The 22084-nt window shown below is 64.0% G+C and carries 22 protein-coding genes; 8 read left to right on the forward strand and 14 right to left on the reverse strand.

Annotated elements, in window-relative coordinates:
* Window positions 1-10 precede the first annotated feature (10 nt).
* Entirely contained in the window at window positions 11-457 is a 447-nt protein-coding gene (locus tag ACVJ5M_RS11510; RefSeq protein ID WP_063981418.1) for a DUF4399 domain-containing protein, read from the forward strand.
* On the opposite strand, the gene ACVJ5M_RS11515 is transcribed toward ACVJ5M_RS11510, so the two are convergent.
* From ACVJ5M_RS11515 to pqqA, 10 genes are all read right to left on the reverse strand, one after another.
* Window positions 458-1513, reverse strand: a complete 1056-nt coding sequence (locus ACVJ5M_RS11515; RefSeq protein WP_063981419.1) for a 2-oxoacid:ferredoxin oxidoreductase subunit beta — start codon at window positions 1511-1513, stop codon at window positions 458-460.
* Complete coding sequence (locus ACVJ5M_RS11520) at window positions 1510-3357, reverse strand: 2-oxoacid:acceptor oxidoreductase subunit alpha (RefSeq protein ID WP_063981420.1); 1848 nt, start codon at window positions 3355-3357, stop codon at window positions 1510-1512. Before ACVJ5M_RS11520 ends, ACVJ5M_RS11515 begins: the two co-directional genes overlap by 4 nt.
* Window positions 3327-5126, reverse strand: coding sequence for an FAD-dependent oxidoreductase (locus ACVJ5M_RS11525; RefSeq protein ID WP_063981421.1), 1800 nt, complete (start codon window positions 5124-5126; stop codon window positions 3327-3329). The genes ACVJ5M_RS11520 and ACVJ5M_RS11525 overlap by 31 nt, the downstream gene beginning before the upstream one ends.
* Window positions 5127-5361: 235 nt before the next feature.
* The gene (locus tag ACVJ5M_RS11530) at window positions 5362-6039 is read right to left on the reverse strand and encodes a hypothetical protein (protein WP_354097182.1); all 678 of its coding nucleotides are present in this window, start codon (window positions 6037-6039) and stop codon (window positions 5362-5364) included.
* Between the two features lie 143 nt (window positions 6040-6182).
* Window positions 6183-7169 carry a prolyl aminopeptidase gene (gene pip / locus ACVJ5M_RS11535; RefSeq protein WP_063981423.1) on the reverse strand — a complete coding sequence of 329 codons (987 nt, stop codon included), beginning with the start codon at window positions 7167-7169 and terminating at the stop codon, window positions 6183-6185.
* Window positions 7159-8352 carry a pyrroloquinoline quinone biosynthesis protein PqqE gene (pqqE, locus tag ACVJ5M_RS11540; protein ID WP_456679288.1) on the reverse strand — a complete coding sequence of 398 codons (1194 nt, stop codon included), beginning with the start codon at window positions 8350-8352 and terminating at the stop codon, window positions 7159-7161. The genes pip and pqqE overlap by 11 nt, the downstream gene beginning before the upstream one ends.
* Window positions 8349-8660 (reverse strand): pyrroloquinoline quinone biosynthesis peptide chaperone PqqD, encoded by a 312-nt coding sequence (gene pqqD, locus ACVJ5M_RS11545; RefSeq protein WP_028147039.1) that lies wholly within the window; start codon window positions 8658-8660, stop codon window positions 8349-8351. The genes pqqE and pqqD overlap by 4 nt, the downstream gene beginning before the upstream one ends.
* Window positions 8661-8672: 12 nt before the next feature.
* A complete protein-coding gene (gene pqqC, locus ACVJ5M_RS11550; RefSeq protein ID WP_175618535.1) occupies window positions 8673-9428 on the reverse strand; it encodes a pyrroloquinoline-quinone synthase PqqC in 756 nt (251 codons plus the stop codon).
* A gap of 20 nt (window positions 9429-9448) precedes the next feature.
* The gene (gene pqqB, locus ACVJ5M_RS11555; RefSeq protein ID WP_063981426.1) at window positions 9449-10378 is read right to left on the reverse strand and encodes a pyrroloquinoline quinone biosynthesis protein PqqB; all 930 of its coding nucleotides are present in this window, start codon (window positions 10376-10378) and stop codon (window positions 9449-9451) included.
* Between the two features lie 124 nt (window positions 10379-10502).
* The gene (gene pqqA, locus ACVJ5M_RS11560; RefSeq protein WP_007595659.1) at window positions 10503-10583 is read right to left on the reverse strand and encodes a pyrroloquinoline quinone precursor peptide PqqA; all 81 of its coding nucleotides are present in this window, start codon (window positions 10581-10583) and stop codon (window positions 10503-10505) included.
* 248 nt (window positions 10584-10831) lie between these two features.
* Here pqqA and ACVJ5M_RS11565 point away from each other — a divergent pair, with 248 nt between their 5' ends.
* From ACVJ5M_RS11565 to ACVJ5M_RS11590, 6 genes are all read left to right on the forward strand, one after another.
* Complete coding sequence (locus tag ACVJ5M_RS11565) at window positions 10832-11089, forward strand: DUF6894 family protein (protein WP_063981427.1); 258 nt, start codon at window positions 10832-10834, stop codon at window positions 11087-11089.
* A 212-nt stretch (window positions 11090-11301) separates the two neighbouring features.
* Window positions 11302-12702: an amidase family protein gene (locus tag ACVJ5M_RS11570; protein ID WP_063981428.1), complete on the forward strand. Its 1401-nt coding sequence runs from the start codon at window positions 11302-11304 to the stop codon at window positions 12700-12702.
* Window positions 12703-12704: 2 nt separating this feature from the next.
* Window positions 12705-13181, forward strand: a complete 477-nt coding sequence (locus ACVJ5M_RS11575) for a glutathione peroxidase (protein WP_063981429.1) — start codon at window positions 12705-12707, stop codon at window positions 13179-13181.
* Window positions 13178-13435 carry a DUF3297 family protein gene (locus tag ACVJ5M_RS11580; RefSeq protein WP_015684132.1) on the forward strand — a complete coding sequence of 86 codons (258 nt, stop codon included), beginning with the start codon at window positions 13178-13180 and terminating at the stop codon, window positions 13433-13435. Before ACVJ5M_RS11575 ends, ACVJ5M_RS11580 begins: the two co-directional genes overlap by 4 nt.
* 196 nt (window positions 13436-13631) lie before the next feature.
* A complete protein-coding gene (tarD, locus tag ACVJ5M_RS11585; RefSeq protein WP_063981430.1) occupies window positions 13632-14801 on the forward strand; it encodes a D(-)-tartrate dehydratase in 1170 nt (389 codons plus the stop codon).
* A gap of 35 nt (window positions 14802-14836) precedes the next feature.
* Entirely contained in the window at window positions 14837-15037 is a 201-nt protein-coding gene (locus ACVJ5M_RS11590) for a GIY-YIG nuclease family protein (RefSeq protein ID WP_371498107.1), read from the forward strand.
* Window positions 15038-15184: 147 nt separating this feature from the next.
* On the opposite strand, the gene ACVJ5M_RS11595 is transcribed toward ACVJ5M_RS11590, so the two are convergent.
* The 4 genes from ACVJ5M_RS11595 to ACVJ5M_RS11610 all read right to left on the reverse strand — a co-directional run bounded on the left by ACVJ5M_RS11595 (window position 15185) and on the right by ACVJ5M_RS11610 (window position 20604).
* Window positions 15185-16330, reverse strand: a complete 1146-nt coding sequence (locus ACVJ5M_RS11595) for a DUF418 domain-containing protein (protein ID WP_063981432.1) — start codon at window positions 16328-16330, stop codon at window positions 15185-15187.
* Window positions 16331-16519: 189 nt separating this feature from the next.
* Window positions 16520-17968 (reverse strand): MmgE/PrpD family protein, encoded by a 1449-nt coding sequence (locus ACVJ5M_RS11600; RefSeq protein WP_063986129.1) that lies wholly within the window; start codon window positions 17966-17968, stop codon window positions 16520-16522.
* A 208-nt stretch (window positions 17969-18176) separates the two neighbouring features.
* Complete coding sequence (locus tag ACVJ5M_RS11605; protein ID WP_063981433.1) at window positions 18177-19529, reverse strand: malonyl-CoA decarboxylase; 1353 nt, start codon at window positions 19527-19529, stop codon at window positions 18177-18179.
* A 268-nt stretch (window positions 19530-19797) separates the two neighbouring features.
* Window positions 19798-20604, reverse strand: a complete 807-nt coding sequence (locus tag ACVJ5M_RS11610) for an AraC family transcriptional regulator (protein WP_371497412.1) — start codon at window positions 20602-20604, stop codon at window positions 19798-19800.
* 51 nt (window positions 20605-20655) lie between these two features.
* Between ACVJ5M_RS11610 and ACVJ5M_RS11615 the strand changes: the two genes are divergently transcribed.
* Window positions 20656-21828 carry an MFS transporter gene (locus tag ACVJ5M_RS11615; RefSeq protein ID WP_063981434.1) on the forward strand — a complete coding sequence of 391 codons (1173 nt, stop codon included), beginning with the start codon at window positions 20656-20658 and terminating at the stop codon, window positions 21826-21828.
* Window positions 21829-22084 lie beyond the last annotated feature (256 nt).

Genomic DNA, 22084 nt, shown 5'->3' on the forward strand with positions numbered 1-22084 from the left:
AGTCATTTCGATGCAGATCATTCGTTGCGCCGCCCTGGCGGCGGCGCTCGCATTACTCCCAGGCGTCGCCTATCCGCAGGGCAAGACCGCTCCCAAGGATGCCAAGCTCTATTTCATCACCCCGCGTGACGGGCAGAAGGTTCGGGGCGGGTTCTGGGTCCGGTTCGGCTTGCGCAATATGGGCGTGACGCACGCCGGCGACGAGTACCAGAACGCCGGCCATCATCATTTGCTGGTCGACGTCAACGATCCCATCGATCCCAAGGAGCCGATCCCGCAGGACAAGTCGCATCTGCACTTCGGGGCGGGGCAGACCGAAACCCTGCTCGAACTTCCACCCGGGATGCACACGCTGCAACTGGTGCTGGGCGACGCGAAGCACTATCCGTTCGAGCCGCCTGTCGTATCGGAGAAGATCACCATACGTGTCAGGCAGCCGGTCGAGCGCGGTCGATGATCACCGCAGGCTGGCGTTGAACTTGTCCAGCGCAGCCGAGCCCGGGCACAGCGTGTCCGCCTCCAGCGTATTGAGCGGCGTCTCGACCGTGTTGAGATGCGTGTGCAGGTCTTCCGCATCGGGATCGACGTAGAGCAGACCGGTGACGATCTGGCCCTTGGCGGCGTGCTTCTGGAGGAAGGTCTGGGCGCCGAGGCGGTCGTGCGGGTCGTAATCCGCGTCGATCTTGCGCAGCGCGATCTTGCTGCCGTCGTGCTGCTCGACCACCTGCACCGTTCCCGGCGCATACTCGACGGCGATGGGATCGCGGCCGACCAGCACGTCGAGCCGGTTCACGGCGTCATTGTGCTCCCGCACATAGTCGAAGCTCTTGGTCGAGCCGGCGTGGTTGTTGAAGGCGATGCAGGGGCTGATGACGTCGATGAAGGATGCGCCCTTGTGGCCGATCGCGGCCGCGATCAGCGGCACCAGCTGGCTCTTGTCGCCGGAGAACGAGCGCGCGACGAAGGTGGCCCCTAGCTGCAGCGCGATCGCGACGAGGTCGATCGCGTTGTCGGTGTTGGTGACGCCCTTCTTGGACTTCGAGCCGCGGTCGGCGGTGGCCGAGAACTGGCCCTTGGTCAGGCCGTAAACGCCGTTGTTCTCGACGATATAGGTCATGTTGACGCCGCGCCGGATCGAATGAGCGAACTGGCCGAAGCCGATCGAGGCGGAATCGCCGTCGCCGGAGACGCCGAGATAGATCAGATCGCGGTTGGCGAGGTTGGCGCCGGTCAAGACCGACGGCATGCGGCCGTGCACGGAGTTGAAGCCGTGCGAATTGCCCAGAAAATAGTCCGGCGTCTTCGAGGAGCAGCCGATGCCGGAGATTTTCGCAACCCGATGCGGCTCGATCGAGAGCTCGTAGCAGGCCTCGATGATCGAGGCCGTGATCGAGTCATGGCCGCAGCCGGCGCACAGGGTCGAGATCTTGCCCTCGTAGTCGCGGTGCGTGTACCCGAGCTCGTTCTTCTTGAGGCCCGGATGATGGAACTTCGGCTTGGCAATATAGGTCATGACACGGCCTTGCGGAGCGGGGTCACCTTGAGGTGATCCTGGTGGTCGCCAATGGCTTTTGCGATGAAACGGGCGGTGATCGGTGTGCCGTCGTAATGCACGATCGGCACCAGGCGCACCGGGTCGATGCCGTTCTCGTTGACGATGAGCTGGCGGAGCTGGGCGTCGCGGTTCTGCTCGACCACGTAGACGAAGTCGTGCTCGGCAAGGAAGCTCGCCACGCTCGAGTGGAACGGGAAGGCGCGGATGCGCAGGCGGTCGAGCTGATGTCCGCGCGCCTCCAGCAGGCCGATCGCCTCGTCCATCGCGGGCGAGGTCGAGCCGAAATAGATCACGCCATATTTGGTCGGCCGTTCCGCGTTGGCCTGGAGCGGGCGCGGGACCAGGTCCTGCGCGGTCTCGAACTTGCGCACCAGACGCTGCATGTTGTCGGCATAGACCGAGCCTTCCTCGGAGTAGCGCGCATAGCGGTCGCGCGAGGTGCCGCGGGTGAAATAGGAGCCCTTGGTCGGATGCGTGCCGGGATAGGTGCGGTAGGGAATGCCGTCGCCGTCGACGTCGAGATAGCGGCCGAAGTCGCGGCCTTCCTCCAGCATCTCCGTGGTCATCACCTTGCCGCGGTCATACTGTTTCGCGTCGTCCCACTTCAGCGGGCGGCAGAGACGGTGGTTCATCCCGATGTCGAGGTCGAGCATCAGGAAGATCGTGGTCTGGAGCCGCTCGGCAAGATCGAACGCGGCCGCCGCGAACTCGAAGGCCTCGGCCGGATCTTCCGGGAACAGCAGCACGTGCTTGGTGTCGCCATGCGAGGCATAGGCGCAGGCGATGATGTCGCATTGCTGGGTGCGGGTCGGCATGCCGGTCGAGGGACCGGCGCGCTGGATGTTCATGATCACGGCCGGAATCTCGGCGAAATAGGAGAGGCCGATGAACTCGGTCATCAAGGAGATGCCGGGGCCGGAGGTCGCGGTGAAGGCGCGGGCGCCGTTCCAGGAGGCGCCGATGACGATACCGATCGAAGCCAGCTCGTCCTCGCCCTGCACGATGGCGTATTTCGCCTTGCCCGTTTCAGGATCGTGCCGATACTTCTTGCAGTGGGCGGTGAAAGCCTCCGCCACCGACGAGGACGGCGTGATCGGATACCAGGCGCACACGGTGGCGCCGCCATAGACCGCGCCGAGCGCGGCGGCGCTGTTGCCCTCGATGAAGATGCGGTCGCCGACCTTGTCGGTTTTCTTCACCCGCAGCCCGATCGGGCATTTCAAATTCTGCAGCGCCCAGTCGCGGCCGAGATGCAGCGCATGGACGTTGGAGGAGAGCAGCTTCTCCTTGCCCTTGTACTGCTCGCCGATCAGCTGTTCGATCAGCTTCGGGTCCATGTCGAGCAGCGCCGAGAGGCTGCCCAGATAGATGATGTTCTTGAACAGCTGGCGCTGGCGCGGATCGGTGTAGGTCGAGTTGGTGATCGCGGTGAGCGGCACGCCGATCACAGTGATGTCGTCGCGGAATTTGGTCGACGGCATCGGCTTGGTGGAATCGTAGAACAGATAGCCGCCGGGCTCGATGCCGGCGATGTCCTTGTCCCAGGTCTGCGGGTTCATCGCCACCATCATGTCGACGCCGCCACGGGCGCCGAGATGGCCGTCTTCCGTCACCCGCACCTCGTACCAGGTCGGCAGGCCCTGGATGTTGGAGGGGAAGATGTTGCGGGGGGAGACCGGAACGCCGTGACGCAGGATCGCGCGCGCGAACATCTCGTTGGCGCTGGCCGAGCCCGAGCCGTTGACGTTGGCGAAGCGGACGACGAAGTCGTTTACGCTGCTGAGCGGCTTTTTGTCGGACATGTCGAACCTGCGTAAGTCATCTCGATGAAATATTTCTGCATGTCCCAGGCTCCGGTGGGACAGCGCTCGGCGCACAGCCCGCAATGCAGGCAGACGTCCTCGTCCTTGACCATCACGCGCCCGGTCTTGAGGTCGCTGGAGACGTAAAGGTCCTGGTCGGGATGTGGCGAGGGCGCCTTCAGGCGCTGGCGTAGGTCGCTTTCCTCGCCATTATCAGTGAAGGTGATGCAGTCCATCGGGCAGATATCGACGCAGGCGTCGCACTCGATGCAGAGCGAGGTCGAGAACACGGTCTGGACGTCGCAGTTCAGGCAGCGCTCGGCTTCGCCCAGCGCCAGCTTGACGTCGTAGCCGAGCTCGACCTCGGTTCGGATGTCCTTCAGCGCAATCACCTTGTCGCGATGCGGAACCTTGAAGCGCTTGTCGTTGGAGATGTCGTTGTCATAGCTCCATTCGTGGATGCCCATCTTCTGCGAGGAGATTTGCACCTCCGGCAGCGGCCGTTCGGTGATGTCATCGCCCGAGAGCATCTTGTGGATCGACAGCGCGGCGTCGTGGCCCTGCGCCACGGCCCAGATGATGTTCTTCGGGCCGAACGCGGCGTCGCCGCCGAAGAACACTTTCGGATTGGTCGAGACGAAGGTCTTCGGATCGACCTTGGGCATGTGCCATTTGTCGAACTCGATGCCGCAATCCTGCTCGATCCAGGGGAAGGCGTTCTCCTGGCCGACCGCGACCAGCACGTCGTCGCAGGGAATGGTTTGATCGGGGTCGCCCGAAGGCACCAGATTGCGGCGGCCTTTGGCGTCGTATTCGGCTTTGACGTGCTGGAAGGTGACGCCGATGAGCTTGCCGGCGACATGCTTGAATGCCACCGGCACCATGTAGTTGAGGATCGGAATGTCCTCGTGGATCGCGTCTTCCTTCTCCCAGGGCGAGGCCTTCATCTCCTCGAAGCCGGAGCGCACAATGACTTTCACGTCTGCGCCGCCGAGGCGGCGCGCGGTGCGGCAGCAATCCATCGCGGTGTTGCCGCCGCCGAGCACGATCACGCGCTTGCCGATCTTGTCGATATGGCCGAATGACACCGAAGACAGCCAATCGATGCCGATATGGATGTTGGCGGCAGCCTCTTTCCGGCCCGGAACATCGAGCTCGCGTCCGCGCGGTGCGCCGGAGCCGACGAAGATCGCGTCGTATTTCTCCGCGAGCAGCGCCTTCATGCTCTCGATGCGGTGGCCGCCTTTGAATTCGACGCCGAGATCGAGGATGTAGCCGGTCTCCTCGTCAATGACCGAATTGGGCAGGCGGAATTTCGGGATTTGCGTGCGCATCATGCCGCCGGCCTCGGGATCGCCGTCGAACACGGTGCAGTGATAGCCGAGCGGGGCAAGATCGCGCGCCACCGTCAGCGAGGCGGGGCCACCGCCGACGAACGCAACGCGCTTGCCGTTCTTCGGCGACGGACGCGGCAGGCGCTGCCTGATGTCGTCCTTGAAGTCGGCGGCGACGCGCTTGAGGCGGCAGATCGCCACCGGCGTTTCCTCGACGCGTCCGCGACGGCACGCCGGCTCGCATGGACGATCGCAGGTGCGTCCCAGAATTCCGGGAAACACGTTCGATTTCCAATTGATCATGTAGGCGTCGCTGTAGCGGCCTTGTGCGATCAGTCGGATGTATTCGGGAACCGGGGTGTGTGCAGGACAGGCCCACTGGCAATCGACCACTTTGTGAAAGTAGTCGGGGGCCGCGATGTCGGTCGGTTTCATTCCTACCCTGTCCGCACAGGCCCAAAGACCCGGCGGCCTTTTCTTGAGCTTGGCGAACGCTAATGCGCGTCGATCTGGTTTATGAATGACGTCATTGGGTTAGCTTATTAGAATCATTCCGAAGTACAACGGCAAATTTATGCGATCACCTGCTTTCATAGGTGCTGCGCGCGCTCAGCATTAACGGCCGCACGCAAGGTGCGTGCGGTGCAATATGTTGCGTTGCGGATGGCCGCTAGCCGGACGCGATATCGCTCTTCGCGAGATCCCACATCAGGCTGTAAGTGCCGACGGAGACAGGAAGCGGGAAGGGCGATGCGGCGGGGCCGGTGAAGCGTTCGGCAATGACCGCGGAGACCGCGCCGACATGCGTGCCGTCGATCAGCACGAACCAGTCGCGCGCGCCCTCATTGCGCACCGCTGGAATGTCTGCGGTCGCGCCCGACAATTCCGGCTCGCTTTCGAGCAGATGCATCGAGATGATGCCCCCGCGCTCCCCGGGCGTCAGCTTTTCGTGCAGTGCATCACGCCATGTCCCGGCATTGTCGGCGCTCGGCCGCAGCCGCACCAGCCCGAGTGCTGCGCCGCGACCGGTGCCCTTGCTGATGGTGATGCGCGCGACCACGCGCAGCATGTTCTTGAAATGCGCCATGGTCCGCCGCGACCATTCGGTCTGGTTGGCGAGGCGGGCCCGGTAGGCGGGACTGTCGAGCACGTCGAGCGTCGCGGTCGAGTACAGCGAGAGATATTTGGGATTGGCAGCATGCGCGACATAGCGCCGCGCCTCCAGGAAACCCTCGATCGCGACGCGCTCTTCCAGATGCTCGCGATCGTACCAGCGATTGAAATCGGCCTCATCTGGAACGTCGATGTTCATCGACGTCAGCAGCATGCCTTGCCCGGCGAGCGGCATTGTTCTTGTCCTTCCCATTCAGACCCTCATGGCGAGGAGCCACGAAGTGGCGTCGCGAACCATGAAGGCCCCACTGCTAGATCCGGGCCTTATCCTTCGAGACGCGTTCCTTTTGGAGCGCTCCTCAGGATGAGGAGATCGATCTAGCGCGCGGCTTTCGACGCGAGATCGGCGATCGACTTCATGACCGCGTCCCGCACGCCGGCATCATAGAGCGAATGTCCGGCTTCTTCCACGATCCGAATCTCGGAACCCGGCCAAACTTTCGCAAGCCGCTCGGATGTCTCAGGAGGGCACAACAGATCGTAGCGGCCCTGCACGATGATGCCGGGAATGCCAGCGAGCTTGCCGGCGTTCCGCAACAGCTGGTCGTCCGTCATGAAGCTGTCGTGGACGAAATAATGTGCCTCCATGAATGGCGTCGCAGGCAGCGTGCGCCACACGTTCAGCGATGCGAGGTCCAGCCCCGTCTTGGCCGCCTTGTGCTCAGACAGGACGCGTTCGGTGTCGTGCCAGGCCCGCGCGGCGGGACCATGCAGGGCCGGATCGGCATCGAGGATGCGGCGCCAATAGGCGTCCACCGGGTGTGCGCGCTCATCGGGCGGCAGCACGCTGAGAAAATCCTCGTGGAGCGCTGGATAGAATTGCGACAGGCGCGACGTGAAAGCGGTTTCGACCTCGGCACGGGTGCCCAGGAAGGTTGCGCGGAGCGCAATGCCGGAGATGCGGTCGGGATGGGCCTCGGCATAGGCCAGCGCCAGCGTCGCGCCCCAGGAGCCGCCGACCACCATCCAGCGGTCGAAGCCGAATTTCTCGCGGATCTTCTCCATGTCCGCGATCAGATGCGCCGTCGTGTTATTTTCCCGCGATCCCTTGGGACGGCTGCGGCCGCAGCCGCGCTGGTCGAACAGCACCGCGCAGAAGCGTTCGGGATCGAACAGCTTGCGATGGTCGGGTTGGCAGCCGCTGCCGGGCCCGCCATGCAGATAGATGGCGGGGATGCCGTCAGCGCGGCCGACGCTCTCGACATAGAGCTCGTGGCCGTCGCCGACGTCGAGCATGTCGGAGGTCAGCGGCGCAAAGGGATCGGCACGTTTGGCGGATGCGGCCGCGTCGGCGTCAGGCATCATTCCCGGATTCCAGAGTGCCGCCGGCGAAATTGCGATAGAGGAAGCGGTTGGTCTCGCCCTCGGCCTCGCGCTCGGCCTGGTTGAAGATGGTCTCGTGCAGCGGCGACAGCGCGCAGGCGGGATCGGTGTTGGCGGCGTCGCCCGTCAGCGCAAAGGCCTGGCAGCGGCAGCCGCCGAAATCGATCTCGCGGAATTCGCAGGTCTTGCACGGCTCCTTCATCCAACCGGTGCCGCGATAGCGGTTGAAGGCGTCCGAGTTCTGCCAGATCCAGGCGATCGAATGATTGGAGCGCACGGATTCGAAGTCGAGCCCGGTGATGCTCTCGGCGGCGTGGCAGGGCAGCACCTTGCCGGCCGGCGAGATGTTGAAGAACTGCCGGCCCCAGCCGCCCATGCATTTCTTCGGCCGCAGCGCGTAATAATCGGGAACGACGTAGTCGATGGCGAGCGTGCCCTTCAGCCGCTCGCGCGCCTCCTCGACGATGCGGGTGCATTCGTCTAACTGCGCCACGGTCGGCATCAGCGCGGCGCGGTTCTTCAGCGCCCAGCCGTAATATTGGACATTGGCGACCTCGAGCCGGTCGGCATCGAGATCGATCGACATCTGGATGATGTCGGGGAGCTGGTGCAGGTTCTGCCGGTGCATCACCGCGTTCACGGTGAGCGGCAGATCGAGCTCGCGCGTCCATTTCGCCACTTCGAGCTTCTTGCGATGCCCGTTCTTGTAGCCGGCGACGCGGTCGGCGAGACCTTCTTCAACGCCCTGGAAACTGATCTGCACATGGCAGAGCCCGGCATCCGCCAGCTCGCTCAGCCGCTCGCGCGTCAGCAGCACGGCCGAGGTGATCAGATTGGTATAGAGGCCGACGTCGCTGGCATGCTTGACCAGCTCGACGAGGTCCTTCCGCGCCGTCGGCTCGCCGCCGGAGAAATGCACCTGGAGCACGCCGATCTCGGCGAGCTCGCTCAAGACCTTCTTCCACTCCTCGGTCGTCAGTTCCTTGCCGGAGCGGTCGAGCTCGACCGGATTGGAGCAATAGGGGCATTGCAGCGGGCAGCGATGCGTGATCTCGAGCAATACGGCGAGCGGAATGCCGAACGTCTCCGCTGTCGAGCGTTGCTTCTCCAGCACCGCGAGGCTGTCGCTGATGTCGGGCGGAAGATTGCCGAGCAGGTCGCTCATGACGTCTTCTCCCGGGCCTCGGTGAGGAAGCCCTTGTCGGCGAGATCCTGCAGCATGACGATGACGTCCGCCAGGATCGCTTCGCGCGGCGCGGCGTATTTCGCGGCCAGCTGGTCGGCGACGTCGCCGACATTGCGCTCGCCATCGCAGAGCTGCAAGACCTCGACCGCGATCTCGTCGGGCGCCAGCACCCGTTCCGGCGCCAGGATCACCCAGACCTTGCGCGTCTCGTCATATTTCAGCTTGGCATGCCGCGGCAGCACCGGGCGGCTTGCCTCGCTGACGCTGATGTTCCGCGGCCCGGCCATTGCTCTGATCCCTCAGCTCGCTTTGGGCACGAAGGCGCCCGGCGGAATGTGGCCCTCGACATAGGCGTGCTGGAGCGCATCGAGCTGCACCCACAGCACGTTGGTCTTGAAGATCAGCGCGTTGCAGACGGAGGCGCGCTGCTCCGGCGTCGTGGCATGCGCCTTGACGTAGTCGAGCGCGAAACCGGCATCGCGCGGCGCCTGCGCTAAGCGTCGCTTGAAGTAGCTCATGATGTCGGGATTGACGAAGTCGTAGTGCTCCAGCATGCCGGAGATGCGCTCCTCGTGCAGGTTCGGCGCGAACAATTCGGTGAGCGAGGAGGCGATCGCCTCCAGCGGGCTCTTCTCGCGGCAGTAATGGACATAGGCTTCGACCGCGAAGCGCGTCGCCGGCAAGATGCCTTCGGTCGATTCCACATAGGCCGTGTCGAGGCCGAGGCCTTCGGTCAGCTTCAGCCAGCGCTCGATACCGCCCTCGCTGCCGACGTCGCCGTCATGGTCCTCGATGCGGTGGCGCCATTCCAGCCGCGTAGCGCGGTCGCGGAAGCGCGAGATCACCACGGCGTCCTTGATCGGGATCGTGCTCTGGTAATAGTAGCGGTTCAGCGCCCAGGCCTGCACCTGGCCCTTGTTCAGCTTGCCGCCGTGCAGCAGCTTATGGAACGGATGCAGGCTGTGATAGCGCGTAGCCCCGATATGGCGCAGCGTCGCCTCAAGCTCCTCGGCCGAGTTGAGCCTGATGTCCTTGCCAACAGAGAGCGCGGTCATTCCAGTCAGTGACGCGGCATTCACAGCACGATCTCCGTTCCGTCGGCGGGTATCCGCCAGCCCGCGGCCTCAAGCGCTTTACGCTCCGGCGTATCGGGCAGCAGCGCCGGATTCGAGTTATTGATATGCAGAAACATCTTCCTGTCGAGAGTGAGGTCGGCGAGGCGCGCGATCGCGCCATCGTGACCGGACATCGCGACATGGCCCATGCTCTTGCCGGTCTTGTGGCCGAGCCCGGCCTTGATCATCTCGTCGTCCTGCCAGACCGTGCCGTCAAAGAACACCAGTGCTGCGCCATCGATCTCGGCCTTGAGCGCATCGGTCACCTCGGCGCAGGCGGCGATGAAGTAGAAGCACTTGCCGGTTGATTTGTCCGTGATCTTGAGTCCCAGCGTATCGCCGTCGCCGGTCTCGCCGCCGGGATGCGCCTTACCTTCCAGATACCAGGCCGACTTGCCGGGCACCGCGAAGGGCAGCACCTCAAGTCCTGAGCGCGCGCCATCAGGCAGCCGCGGCTCGAACGGCTCGTGGATGGAAATCGGCTGGCGCTGTACGTTCTTCTCGTTCAGGACGTTGAAGATGCTGTTGCTCTTCAGGATCGCCAGCACCTTCTGATGCGCATAGACCGTGAAGGGTGAGCCCTCGCGCATCGACAGCAGGCCCGCGACCGCATCCACCTCGCTGTTGGTCAGGATCACGCCTGCAACAGGTGTATGGCGCAGCGCGCCGGCCTTGGGATGCAGCTGCGGCGTGGCGTTCAATTGCTGGCGAAGATCGGGGGAGGCGTTGATCAGGAACCAGTGCTCGCCGTCGCCACTGAAAGCGACCGAGGCTTGGGTTCTCTGAAGCTCCTGGCCATTTTCACGGGCCGCCCGGCAGCCCTCACACCCGCAGTTCCATTGCGGGACTCCGCCGCCGGCCCCGGCGCCCAGGACGACGACGCGAAGCATAATACGTCTCCTGGAGGGAACGTCGCGAGGTGGATCTCAGGCCGACACGGATGCCGACAAAGTTCGTGTCTTCCGGAAACCGATCGTGACCGAAAGATCCACCTGCGCAGAAACCACCAACCGCTTACTTGCGGGTGGCGCTCACATACATGTTGATTTCCATGCCACAGGGCACTTCGACGATCTTCGGGGCTTTCCAAGCCATTTTGGCTCTCCATTTTCACGAATTCGGACGTATCCGCCCAACGGTTAAAGTAATGCGAGCGGAAAACTTCGCTAGTGAAATCTTCCCGAGAAAGCCATGTTGCGCCGCGAAAATGATGGTGGAACATCACTTCCCGTGATGCTGCCTTGCGCGTGGCGCATTCGGTCGCGAACCCTGTCCTGATAAAGCAGTTGTGAGTGCAGTGCAGCTTTCAATCCGGTACAGGCCTCCCAATTTGGACTCTCGTGATGCCCAGATACTTCTTCAACACCCGCATCGGCGACGAATTGATCGTGGATCCCGACGGGGAGGACCTGCGTAACCCCGATCGCGCCTGGGAGGTCGCCCGCCAGATGATCCTGGAGGTGGTGAAGTCGGAGGGCGCCCAGCCGGCGCTCATGGAGGCCGTCATCGAGGTGACCGACGACGACGGGGAGATCGTGCTCGAATTCCCCTTCACCGAGGCCCTGCTGGACATCCCGGATCAGTCCGCGACCAGGCATTGAGGCCCCCGCGCGCTCCCCTGTCATTGCGAGGAGCCCTTGCGACGAAGCAATCCAGATTGTCTCCGCGGAGGGATTCTGGATTGCTTCGCTGCGCTCGCAATGACCGGGAATGAGGCACCACCCGGCGCCAAGCCCGCTCTTCCTCCCCGCGAAATCCGCATGGCTTTGCCGCGTTCCCGGCGCTAAAAGACGCCGGTTAAACGGAGCAAACCATGCAAGATCTCTGGCGCCTGTCGGCCGCCGACCTCGCTACCCTCGTCAAATCCAAAAAGGTCTCCGCCAGGGAGGCGGCCAAGGCCGGTCTGGCCCGCCTGGACGCCGTCAATCCCCAGCTCAACGCGGTGATCGACCACCGGCCGGAGGACGTGCTCAAGCAGGCTGATGCCGTCGATGCCGCCATCGCCAGGGGAGACGATCCCGGTGTGCTCGCCGGCGTGCCCGTCACCATCAAGGCCAATGTCGACCAGGAAGGCTTTGCCACCACCAACGGCCTGAAACTCCAGCGCGACCTGATCGCGCGCGAGGACAATCCGGTGGTCGCCAATTTCCGCAAAGCGGGCGCCATCCTGCTTGGCCGCACCAATTGCCCGGCCTTCTCCTATCGCTGGTTCACCACCAATCTGGTCCATGGCGACACCAAGAACCCCCGCGATGCCTCGCTGACCCCGGGCGGCTCGTCCGGCGGCGCCGGCTCGGCGGTCGCGGCCGGCATCGGCCATATCGCCCACGGCACCGACATCGCCGGCTCGATCCGCTATCCCGCCTATGCCTGCGGCGTGCACGGCCTGCGCCCGACGCTCGGCCGCATCCCGGCCTTCAACCCGGCGCTGCCGGAGCGTCCGATCGGGCCGCAGATCATGGCCGTCTCGGGCCCGCTGGCGCGCACGGTCAACGATCTCAGGATCTCGCTCGAAGCCATGTCGGCCCGCGACATCCGCGACCCCTGGTTCGTGCCGGCGCCGCTGGAGGGCCCCGCGCGGCCGAAGCGCGCCGCGCTCTGCCTCAACCCGGACGGGCTTGCGACCAAACCGGAGGTGAAGGCCGCGGTGACCGACGCCGGCAAGCGGCTGGAGCGCGCCGGCTGGACTGTCGAGGTCATCGAGAACACGCCGCCGATGCGCGAGGCGGTCGAGTGGCAGAGAAAACTCTGGCTTGGCGACGGCTATGAGGCGCAGCTGGAGATGGCTGAGCGCGAAGGCGATCCCGGTGCGCTGGCCTGCCTGCGCGGCAATCGCGCCAAGGTCACGCCGATGGACCAGGCGGACTACGCCAAGGCGCTCACGCGCCGCGCCACGCTGACCCGCGACTGGATGCTGTTCTTCGAAAAATATGCCGTGGTGCTCACGCCGGTGTCCGGCGAGTTGCCGTTCCCGGATCATCTCGACCGCAAGGACAACGAATCCTTCGAGCGCGTCTGGGAGGCGCAGATGCCGCAAATCGCGACCCCGTTCATGGGACTGCCGGGCCTGGTGGTCTCCACCGGTCTGGTTGGCAAGGCGCCGGTCGGCGTGCACATCGTGTCCGGCCGCTATCGCGAGGATCTGTGTCTGCTCGCAGGCGAAGCGATCGAGGCGGGCGGCGTGCCGCCGTCGCCGATCGATCCCGTGGGTTAGCGATGTCTGTGATCTACGACTTCAAGGCCAACTCGCTTCTCGGCGAGGAGGTGCCCATGCGCCGTTTCGAAGGGCAGGTGCTCTTGATCGTCAACACCGCGAGCAAATGCGGCTTCACACCGCAATATCGCGGGCTCGAGGATCTCTATCGCGACCTCTCGCCGCGCGGCTTCTCGGTGCTCGGCTTTCCCTGCAACCAGTTCGGCGCGCAGGAGCCGGGGCCGGCGAGCGAGATCCAGTCCTTCTGCTCGACCAACTACGACGTCACCTTTCCCCTGTTCGAGAAGATCGACGTCAACGGCGCCCATGCGCACCCTCTGTATGAGTACCTGAAACGCCAGCAATCCGGCCTGCTGGGCGCCTCCATCAAATGGAATTTCACCAAATTTCTCGTGGACCGTGCCGGCAAGGTGATCGCGCGCTACGCGCCGACCGCACGGCCGGAAGGACTGCGGAATCAAATCGAGACCCTGTTATGAGCGAGACAATCATGAGCGACGAATTTCCGGACCGCCTGTCGGTCGACCCGAACAGCCCCTATTACAACGCGGATATTCTCTCGCGCGACGTCGGCATCCGCTTCAAGGGTGTCGAGAAGACCAATGTCGAGGAGTACTGCATCAGCGAAGGCTGGGTCCGCGTCACCGCCGGCAACGCCAAGGACCGCCACGGCAATCCGCTGACGATCAAGGTGCATGGTCCGGTCGAGCCGTATTTCAGGGATAAGAAATAGTTTCTAAGCGCGCCGTGCTCTCTCCACCCGTCATTGCGAGGAGCGCACACTCTCTCCACGTCATTGCGAGCGACTTGTCCGCCATAGCTCGAAGAGCGACGGCGGAAGCGAAGCAATCCAGAATCTTTCCGCCGTGACAGTCTGGATTGCCTCGTCGCTTCGCTCCTCGCAATGACGAAAGTAAAAGGCCAACCCCATGTCCGTCCGCATCGTTGACGTCCGCGAGATCACGAAGCCGATCTCTTCGCCGATCCGCAACGCCTATATCGACTTCACCAAGATGACGACGAGCCTCGTCGCCGTCGTCACTGACGTCGTCCGCGACGGCAAGCGCGTCGTCGGCTACGGCTTCAATTCCAACGGCCGCTACGGGCAGGGCGGCCTGATCCGCGAGCGCTTTGCCTCGCGCATCCTGGAGGCCGATCCGAAGTCGCTGCTGAATGCGGCTGGTGACAATCTCGACCCCGACAAGGTCTGGGGCGCGATGATGACCAACGAGAAGCCGGGCGGCCATGGCGAGCGCTCGGTCGCGGTCGGCACCATCGACATGGCGGTGTGGGACGCGGTGGCGAAGATCGCAGGCAAGCCGCTGTTCCGCCTGCTCGCCGAACGGCACGGCGTGAAAGCAAATCCGCGCGTGTTCGTCTACGCCGCCGGCGGCTATTACTATCCCGGCAAGGATCTCTCGATGCTGCGCGGCGAGATGCGCGGCTATCTCGATCGCGGCTACAACGTCGTGAAGATGAAGATCGGCGGCGCGTCGATCGAGGACGACCGCACCCGCATCGAGGCGGTGCTGAAGGAGATCGGCAAGGACGCGCAGCTCGCGGTCGATGCCAACGGCCGCTTCGATCTCGAGACCGGCATCGCCTACGCAAAAATGCTGCGGGACTATCCGCTGTTCTGGTACGAGGAAGTCGGCGATCCCCTCGACTACGCGCTGCAGGCCGCGCTCGCCGAATTCTATCCGGGCCCGATGGCCACGGGCGAAAACCTGTTCAGCCACCAGGACGCGCGCAACCTCATCCGCTACGGCGGCATGCGCCCGGATCGCGACTGGCTGCAATTCGACTGCGCGCTGTCCTATGGCCTCTGCGAATACCAGCGCACGCTGGAGGTCCTGAAAACCTACGGCTGGTCGCCGAGCCGCTGCATCCCCCACGGCGGCCACCAGATGTCCCTCAACATCGCAGCCGGCCTCGGCCTCGGCGGCAACGAGAGCTATCCCGACCTGTTCCAGCCCTACGGCGGCTTCCCGGATGGTGTGCGCGTCGAGAACGGCCACATCACCATGCCCGACCTGCCGGGCATCGGCTTCGAAGGCAAGTTCGATCTCTACAAGGAAATGAAGGCGCTGGCGGAGTAGGATTGGGCTCGACGGCCGCGCCGACACTCTCCGTCATTGCGAGCGCAGCGAAGCAATCCAGAGTCTTTTCGCAGAGGCACGGCTGCAAGCTTCTCGTCTGGTACGAACTGCACGCGACAATGACCGATGCGATTGTACGTGAGAAGCAGATCAAGGGTGGCAGCAGAGCGAAGAAGCTTGCGCTGATCGAGAGCGCCAATCCGGACTGGACGGATCTCTACGAGACGCTGATCTGACGACAGGGGGAGTGGCGGTAGTAGGCGAGAGGGCGCCACTCATCCCGTCATTGCGAGCGTAGCGAAGCAATCCAGAATCTTTCCGCGGAGGCAGTCTGGATTGCTTCGTCGCATGTGCTCCTCGCAATGACGGCGGAGGGACCTTGGTCACTGCACGCCCTCCACCCGTGACAACAACATCGGCTGCAGTGCACCATACATCAGCGTGCGCCACAGCCATTCGATCGGGCCGTATCGGCAGTGGCGCAGCCACCATGCGCTGAACAGCACCTGTCCGACGTAGACGGCGATGCCGATAGCGAGGGCCTGGGTGATGCCGAGCCGTCCGAACAGGCCAAGGCCGTAGCCGTAGAAGATCCAGCCGAAGATGAGCGATTGTGCGACGTAGTTGGTGAATGCCATCCGGCCGAGCGGCGCGGCCCAGCCGAGCAGCCTCTTGCCGCGTCCGAAACTGGCGATGAAGAGGATGGCGGCACCATAGCCCAGCGCCAGCAGGATGTTGCCGAGCGGCTCGATGCCGACGTAAAGCAAGGCCGCGCCGAGACAGATAGCCGGAAGCGCGATGACGAGCAGGCCGCGGGCATTTTGCAGAATGCCGCTCCGCCAGGCCAGCGCTCCGACGAGAAACAGCCCGATCGTGCGCAAGAAGACGAACGCGTGCAGGGACGCGATGAGAGGAATTTCGCGGAGACGAAACGCCAGCACGTCGAGGAAGCCGCCCGTCGCATAGATGCGATTTGCATCCATGACGTCCCGCCAGATCGCGGTCCTGCCGGGAAACAACCCCGCGGGCGGAAAGGCCTGCATGGCCAGATACAGCGCGAGAGACGCCAGCGCGGCGAGCGTCAGCAACCAGCGCGGGCCAAACAGGAACGGCAGCACGATGAATCCCGCCAGTGCATATTCGGTGAGGATATCGCCGTTCCAGATCAGGCACAAATGAATGACGCCGAACACCAGCAGCACAGCGAGCCGCCGCAGGAGCAGGAAAGTGCGGCGCTCGCTGTTCGCGAGCCGGTCGAATTGAATGGCAAGGCCTGCGCCGAACAGCAGCGAGAACAGCGCAAACGCCTTGAGCTCCACGGCCTGCGTCAGGATCGTTTCGACGGCGCGATCAACCGGCGAAGCAAGCGTCCTGGCACCAAGAAACTGCTCGAAGATCGAAATGCGAAATTCCATGACCACGTTGATGGCCATGACGCCGAACAGGGCAATGCCCCGCAGCACGTCGATGGCGTCGATCCGGTCCGAGGGGCTTATTGGCCGAGGAGATGCGGCACCATCGGATGTCATGGAAGAATTCCAATTGTAGCTCGACGATGCGTGGCGCGGGGCGAGATGCCTGCCACACGCTCCGTCATTGCGAGCGCAGCGAAGCAATCCAGAATCTCTCTGTGGAGGCAGTCTGGATTGTTTCTTCGCAAGAGCTCCTCGCAATGACGATGTGGCGAAAGTCTGCCATCCCTTACGAAATTTCGCTCCTCACACGCGTTGCAGCAGCGGCCGCAAGCTGCGGATGTCGGTCACAGCCTCAATCTCATACACCGACTTGATCAACCGCTCGGCCTTCTCGCCGCCGACCACTGGGGCAATCAGATCGCGCGCCTTGTCGATGACCTCGTCGCGCGTCATCGGGTTGCGCGGCGTGCCGCGCACGGCGGTGACGCGCTCGGAGAGGCGGCTTCCATCAGTGAGCTCTATCTCGACGACGGCGACGCGCACCGGCAATAGTTTGGCCAGCTCCTCGTCGCGCACCAAATTCACCTTGGCGCGCTCCTTCAAAACCGCCGCGTCCTGCAAGCGCGGCTTGTCGTGCGCGGCGTGGAACGAGGCGGTCTTGTCGAGCAGCATCACGGCGACCATGTGCTGGAGACAGATGTCGGGGATGTCGCGGTTGTCCACGACCTCGGCGACCGACGGCGCAAGACGTACGGTGACGCGCTTGACCTCTCCGGCCTCGAACGCCTGCTTGCTGCGGATGGCGTAGACCGCATCGAGCGGTCCCTGGATCGGTGAACCCACCGTCCATTTCTTGATGTCGGTGCCTGCGATCTCGTAACGCTCGCCAAGCTTCTCCACGAGTTTTCCGGTCGCTGCCTTCGGCGCATAGGCCAGGAAGTAATTGTCTGGCCCTGAGAACACGTCGTCGACGCCGTTCCAGTCCGAACGCACCAGCAGTGCCGACGTCACGCCGTTTCGGGCCGGCATGCCGGCGAACACAAACCCCTTCTCGATATGGTCGACGTCGCGCCGCCACACGATGAAGCCGGAGGATTGCTGCGCGGCATAGTCGAGCACCCAGCGCATCCGGTGCGCGTCGAAGCCGGCGACGCTAGCCGCCGCAGCGGAAGCGCAGAACGTACCGGAAATGCTGTGCGTGCTCAGCACGCTTTCATAGCTGAAATCGGCCCCGCCCATCGCCATCACCACGCGCGTGCCGACGTCATAGCCGAGCGTCACCGCACGCAGAAAATGGGCGCCGTCGATTCCGAGGTGTTCGCCGAGCGCAAGTGCCGCGGGCACAGTCGAACTGCCGGGATGCGAGCGCGACGGGCTGTGCGAATCGTCGGTCTCGTCGGCATGCGCCATAACGCCGTTGGCAAGCGCAGCTTCGACTGGCGACGCGGTGAGCGATGTGCCGGCAATGGTCGATGTCCCCTGCGCAGCATTGGCGCGAATGTAGCGCTGCGCCGCCTGACCGGGCGGCAGCTCCGATCCTGATATCATCGACGCCAGCGTGTCGAGGATGTGGTGCTTTGCTTGTTCGACGACTTCGGGCGGCAGCGCGCGGGTTTTCGCAGCGCTCATGTAGTCGCACAGCGCCGTCATTTCTGGCCCGGAGCCAGATCCCTCCGCGAAACTGCGCGCGGGCGAAAGCGAGAGGCCGGTTGCCGCCGCTGCGGTCAGGCTGAGAAAGTCGCGTCGTTTCATGGTGTCCCGTCTTTGGTGCAGGAACTGATGAAACGGATAGCGCCTGGGATAGCGGTATGTCCAGTAGCCGCCGCGCTCCGCTGTCATGCCCCGCGCAGGCGGGGCATCCAGTACGCCGCGGCGGATGTGGTCAGAGCGAGTTTCTCCAACGCCGGCCTCTGGAATACTGGATCGTCCGCCTTCGCGGACGATGACACCGCAATTGTCCCTACGACAGCCGCATGTCCAGCAGCCTGCGCCCCTCGCCCTTCAGCAGCTTCTTCACCGCGCTCGACGCCACGACCTCGCCGTCATTGGCGTAGGCTTCGTGGTTCTTCTCGATGTCGTCGAGGCGGTAGAGGTAGTTGACCATCACGCCGGCGGACTCGCGCGCGCCTTTCGGCGAGAGGTCGCCGAGCCAGTTGATGCGCTCGAGCCGTGCGCCGTTGCCGAGATGGAAGCGGGCGACGGAATCGATCAGCTTGCCCTTCGGCGTGCGCGCTTTCAGGAAGTAATAGGCCGCGAGCGGCTCGATCACGGTGCGGAGCAGCGTCGTCGTCTCGGGGTTCTCGAACCATTTGGGATCGTCGAGGCGCTTCAGCACCTCGCGGTCCTCGTCCGAGAGCGGCAGGTCCCTGTCCTGCTTCACCCATTGCATGAAGCCCGGCACCGGCGACAGCGTCACGAAGGTGTCGAGTTTTGGCGTCTCGCGGCGCAGCTCTTCGACCACCTGTTTGATCAGGAAGCTGCCGAAGGAGATGCCGCCAAGCCCGCGCTGGGTGTTGGAGATCGAATAGAACACCGCGGTGCGCGCACGCTCGATCGGCAGATGCTGGCGGTCGACCGCCAGCAGCGGCGCGATCGCACCGGGGATCGTCTCGGTCAGCGCCACCTCGACGAAGATCAGGGGCTCGTCAACCATGGCGGGATGGAAGAAGGCGTAGCATCGCCGGTCGACCGGATCGATGCGGCGGCGCAGGTCGTCCCAGTCGCTGATCTCGTGCACGGCTTCGTAACGGATGATCTTTTCGAGGATGTTGGCCGGGGTCGACCAGTCAATCCGGCGCAGCACGAGAAACCCCCTGTTGAACCACGACGAGAGAAGGTGCGAGACGTCGCGATCGAGCGCGGCGAGATCGGTGTGACCGTTCATCATGCCGAGCAGATCGGCGCGCATGTTGACGAGATCGCCGGTGCCGCCCGGCGCGCGGTTGAGGCGGCGGATCAGCTCCTGCCGGCGCGGCTCGGAGGCGAAATGCAGCGAGCTCGCGTCTTCGTCACTGGGACTGGCGCGCCATTTTTCGATCGCCTTGGACAGGCGTTCGCGATCGGGGCCGAAATCGCGCACCAGGGCTTCGAAGAAGGCGCGGCGTCCTGCCGCATCCAACTCCTGGTAGATGTCGAGCACCTCACGCGCCATGGCGGTGCCCGAAGCTTCGCCACGACCGGACAGCAGCGCACCGCAGAGCTCGATCAGCCCGTCGGCATCGTGCTTGGCGTCGGCGGAATCCCCGCGGCGCAGCAGCGTGCGGCCGCGATCGGAGATGGTGGCGAGCAGGTCTGAGAAGAAGGCGTTGGCCATCTGGTCGTTTCGATTCCGGTTTGTGCGCTGCGGAAGCTTACACGGGATTTAGGCGGAAGCCGATCACAATCAAGCAGGGGAATTTTGTATCTTTCGTGGTGCCATGCGCCACCAGGAAAGCTGTCATGCCCCGCGAGGCCGAGAGTGCCACCAAAGCTGTCATGCCCCGGCTTGACCGGGGCATCCAGTACGCCGCGGCCTCTCGGCTCAATCACGGCCGTCTCTGGAATACTGGGTCGCCCGGTCAAGCCGGGCGACGACACCGTGACTATTTCCCCGCAAACTCCGTCGGCGTCCGCCCAGTCACCTGACGGAATGCTGCCGAAAACGCCGGCACGCTGGCATAGCCGAGCTGGGTGGCGAGCTGCTTCACCGACACATTGGGGTCGGTCGACAGCCGCTGGATCGCTGCCGCAACCCTTGCGCGCTGGCACCAGCTCTTGAAGCTCAATTGCGTCTCGGTCGAAAACAGCCGCGACAACGTACGCGCGGAGGTTCCGACCTCACGCGCCAGCGTGTCGATGTCGTGCAGGCCGGTGGGATCGTCGAGCACGATCATCGCGGCGCGCCGGCAGCGCGGCTCATGCGGCAGCGGCACGAAGGTCGCGGAATCCTCCGCCTGGTGCAATTCCAGCATCACCAGGCGGACCAGCAGCTCGGTGCGCTCCTCGGTGTTGCGCGCGTCGAACAGCGCGAGGATCGCCTGGTTGAGCAGCGGCGATACCCGCACCACGAATTCCTTGGTCAGCCCCTCATAGCGTTGTTCGCGCTTGAGCCAGGGCAGGTCGAAATACAGCGTGCGCATCTCGATGTCGGCGAGCAGGTCGAGGGCATGCTCGAGCCCGGCCGGCACCCAGACGGCGCGGTCCGGCGGCACCAGCCAGCGCCCCGCGGGCGTCGTCACCTGCATCGTGCCCTTGGCGGCATAGATCAGCTGCGCCTCGCGGTGCATGTGCAGATCGATCCGCATGCCCTTGGGATAGTCGCGGGCGACGAGGTGCACACCCGCTGGCGAGCGATGGTTGCTCCGGACCTCCCGCAGGATTGGCGTTTCCAAGACAGTCATTGGCAGCATCCCGTCATGGCTCCGACATATAACCCATTTCGGAGCAGGAGAGGATTCGGAATGAATAGTCCCAGCCGGGTGATCAGTTTCGTCAACGCAGGCCATTTCATCGACCATTATGCGATGCTGATTTTCGCCGCCGCCGTGATCATCATGGGGCCGGCGCTCGGCATGGCCTATTCGGAACTTCTGCCCTATGCGACGCCGGGCTTCGTCGCCTTCGGCGCCGGCTCGCTGCTCACCGGCTGGCTCGGGGACCGCTGGAGCCGCCGCCACATGATGCTGATCTTCTTCGTCGGCATCGGTGCTTCCATGATCTCGGTCGGCTTCGTGCAGACCCCGGCACAGCTCGGCGCGGCGCTGTTCGCGATCGGCATTTTTGCCTCGATCTATCACCCCGTCGGCACCGCGATGATCGTGTCCTATGCCGACCGGCTCGGCCGCGAGATGGGGATCAACGGCGTCTGGGGCAATCTCGGCGTTGCCTCCTCCGCGCTGGTGACCGGCGTGATCGGCCAGTATCTCGGCTGGCGTTTTGCCTTCATCGTGCCCGGTGTCGTCACCATCCTGATCGGCATCGCCTTTGCGATGATGGTCGTGCATGAGGACCGCAAGGGCTCGAAGCAGGCGGCAGCTCAAGCGCGCGTGGCGAAGAAAGACATGTGGCGCGTGATCCTGTCGCTGCTGATCGTCGTGATCGCGATCTCGACGACGTTCAACGCGGTTACCGTCGCGCTGCCGAAGCTGTTTGCCGAGCGGCTCGCGGATTTGACAAAAAGCCCGGCGCTGCTCGGCGTCATCGCGGCCTGCGTCTACGTGTTCGGCGCGATGACCCAGTACACGATCGGCCGGCTGCTCGACCGCTACTCGCTGAAGACGGTGGCGCTGCCGCTGTCCTTCATGCTGGCGCCGTTCCTGTATCTCGCCGCGAACCTGTCCAATCTGCCGCTGATCCTGGTCTCGATCGGCATCGTCATGGGCGCGTTCGGGCAGGTCACGGTGAACGATGCCATGGTCGGCAAATACACCAGCGAGGAATGGCGCTCGCGCGCCTATGCCGTGCGCTATTTCATCGGCTTCACCGCCGCGGGCGCCTCCGTCGGCCTGGTCGCCTGGCTCTATGAGCAGGGCGGCTTCGTCACCATGCTGCACGCCTTCGCTGCCCTGTGCCTGCTCGCGATCGCCGCCGCGATCATCCTGCCGCGCGAGATCAGGACGCCGCAGCCGGCGTGAGGGATTGCCGAGAGACGGGCGCCTCTCGCCCCATCGTCATTGCGAGCGTAGCGAAGCAATCCAGAATCTTTCCGCGGAGGGACTCTGGATTGCTTCGCTGGGCTCGCAATGACGGGGGATGGACCGGCGCATCGTGCACCCCGCCCACAATGCCATTCTGCCGGTGTTTTGCCCGACGGGTCAAAGCACCGGAACGCTCAAATGCCATCAACGCCGTTCTACTGTGCATGGGGTTGTTTTCGACTTTTTTGTTTGT

The organism is Bradyrhizobium sp. S3.7.6, assembly GCF_054061875.1.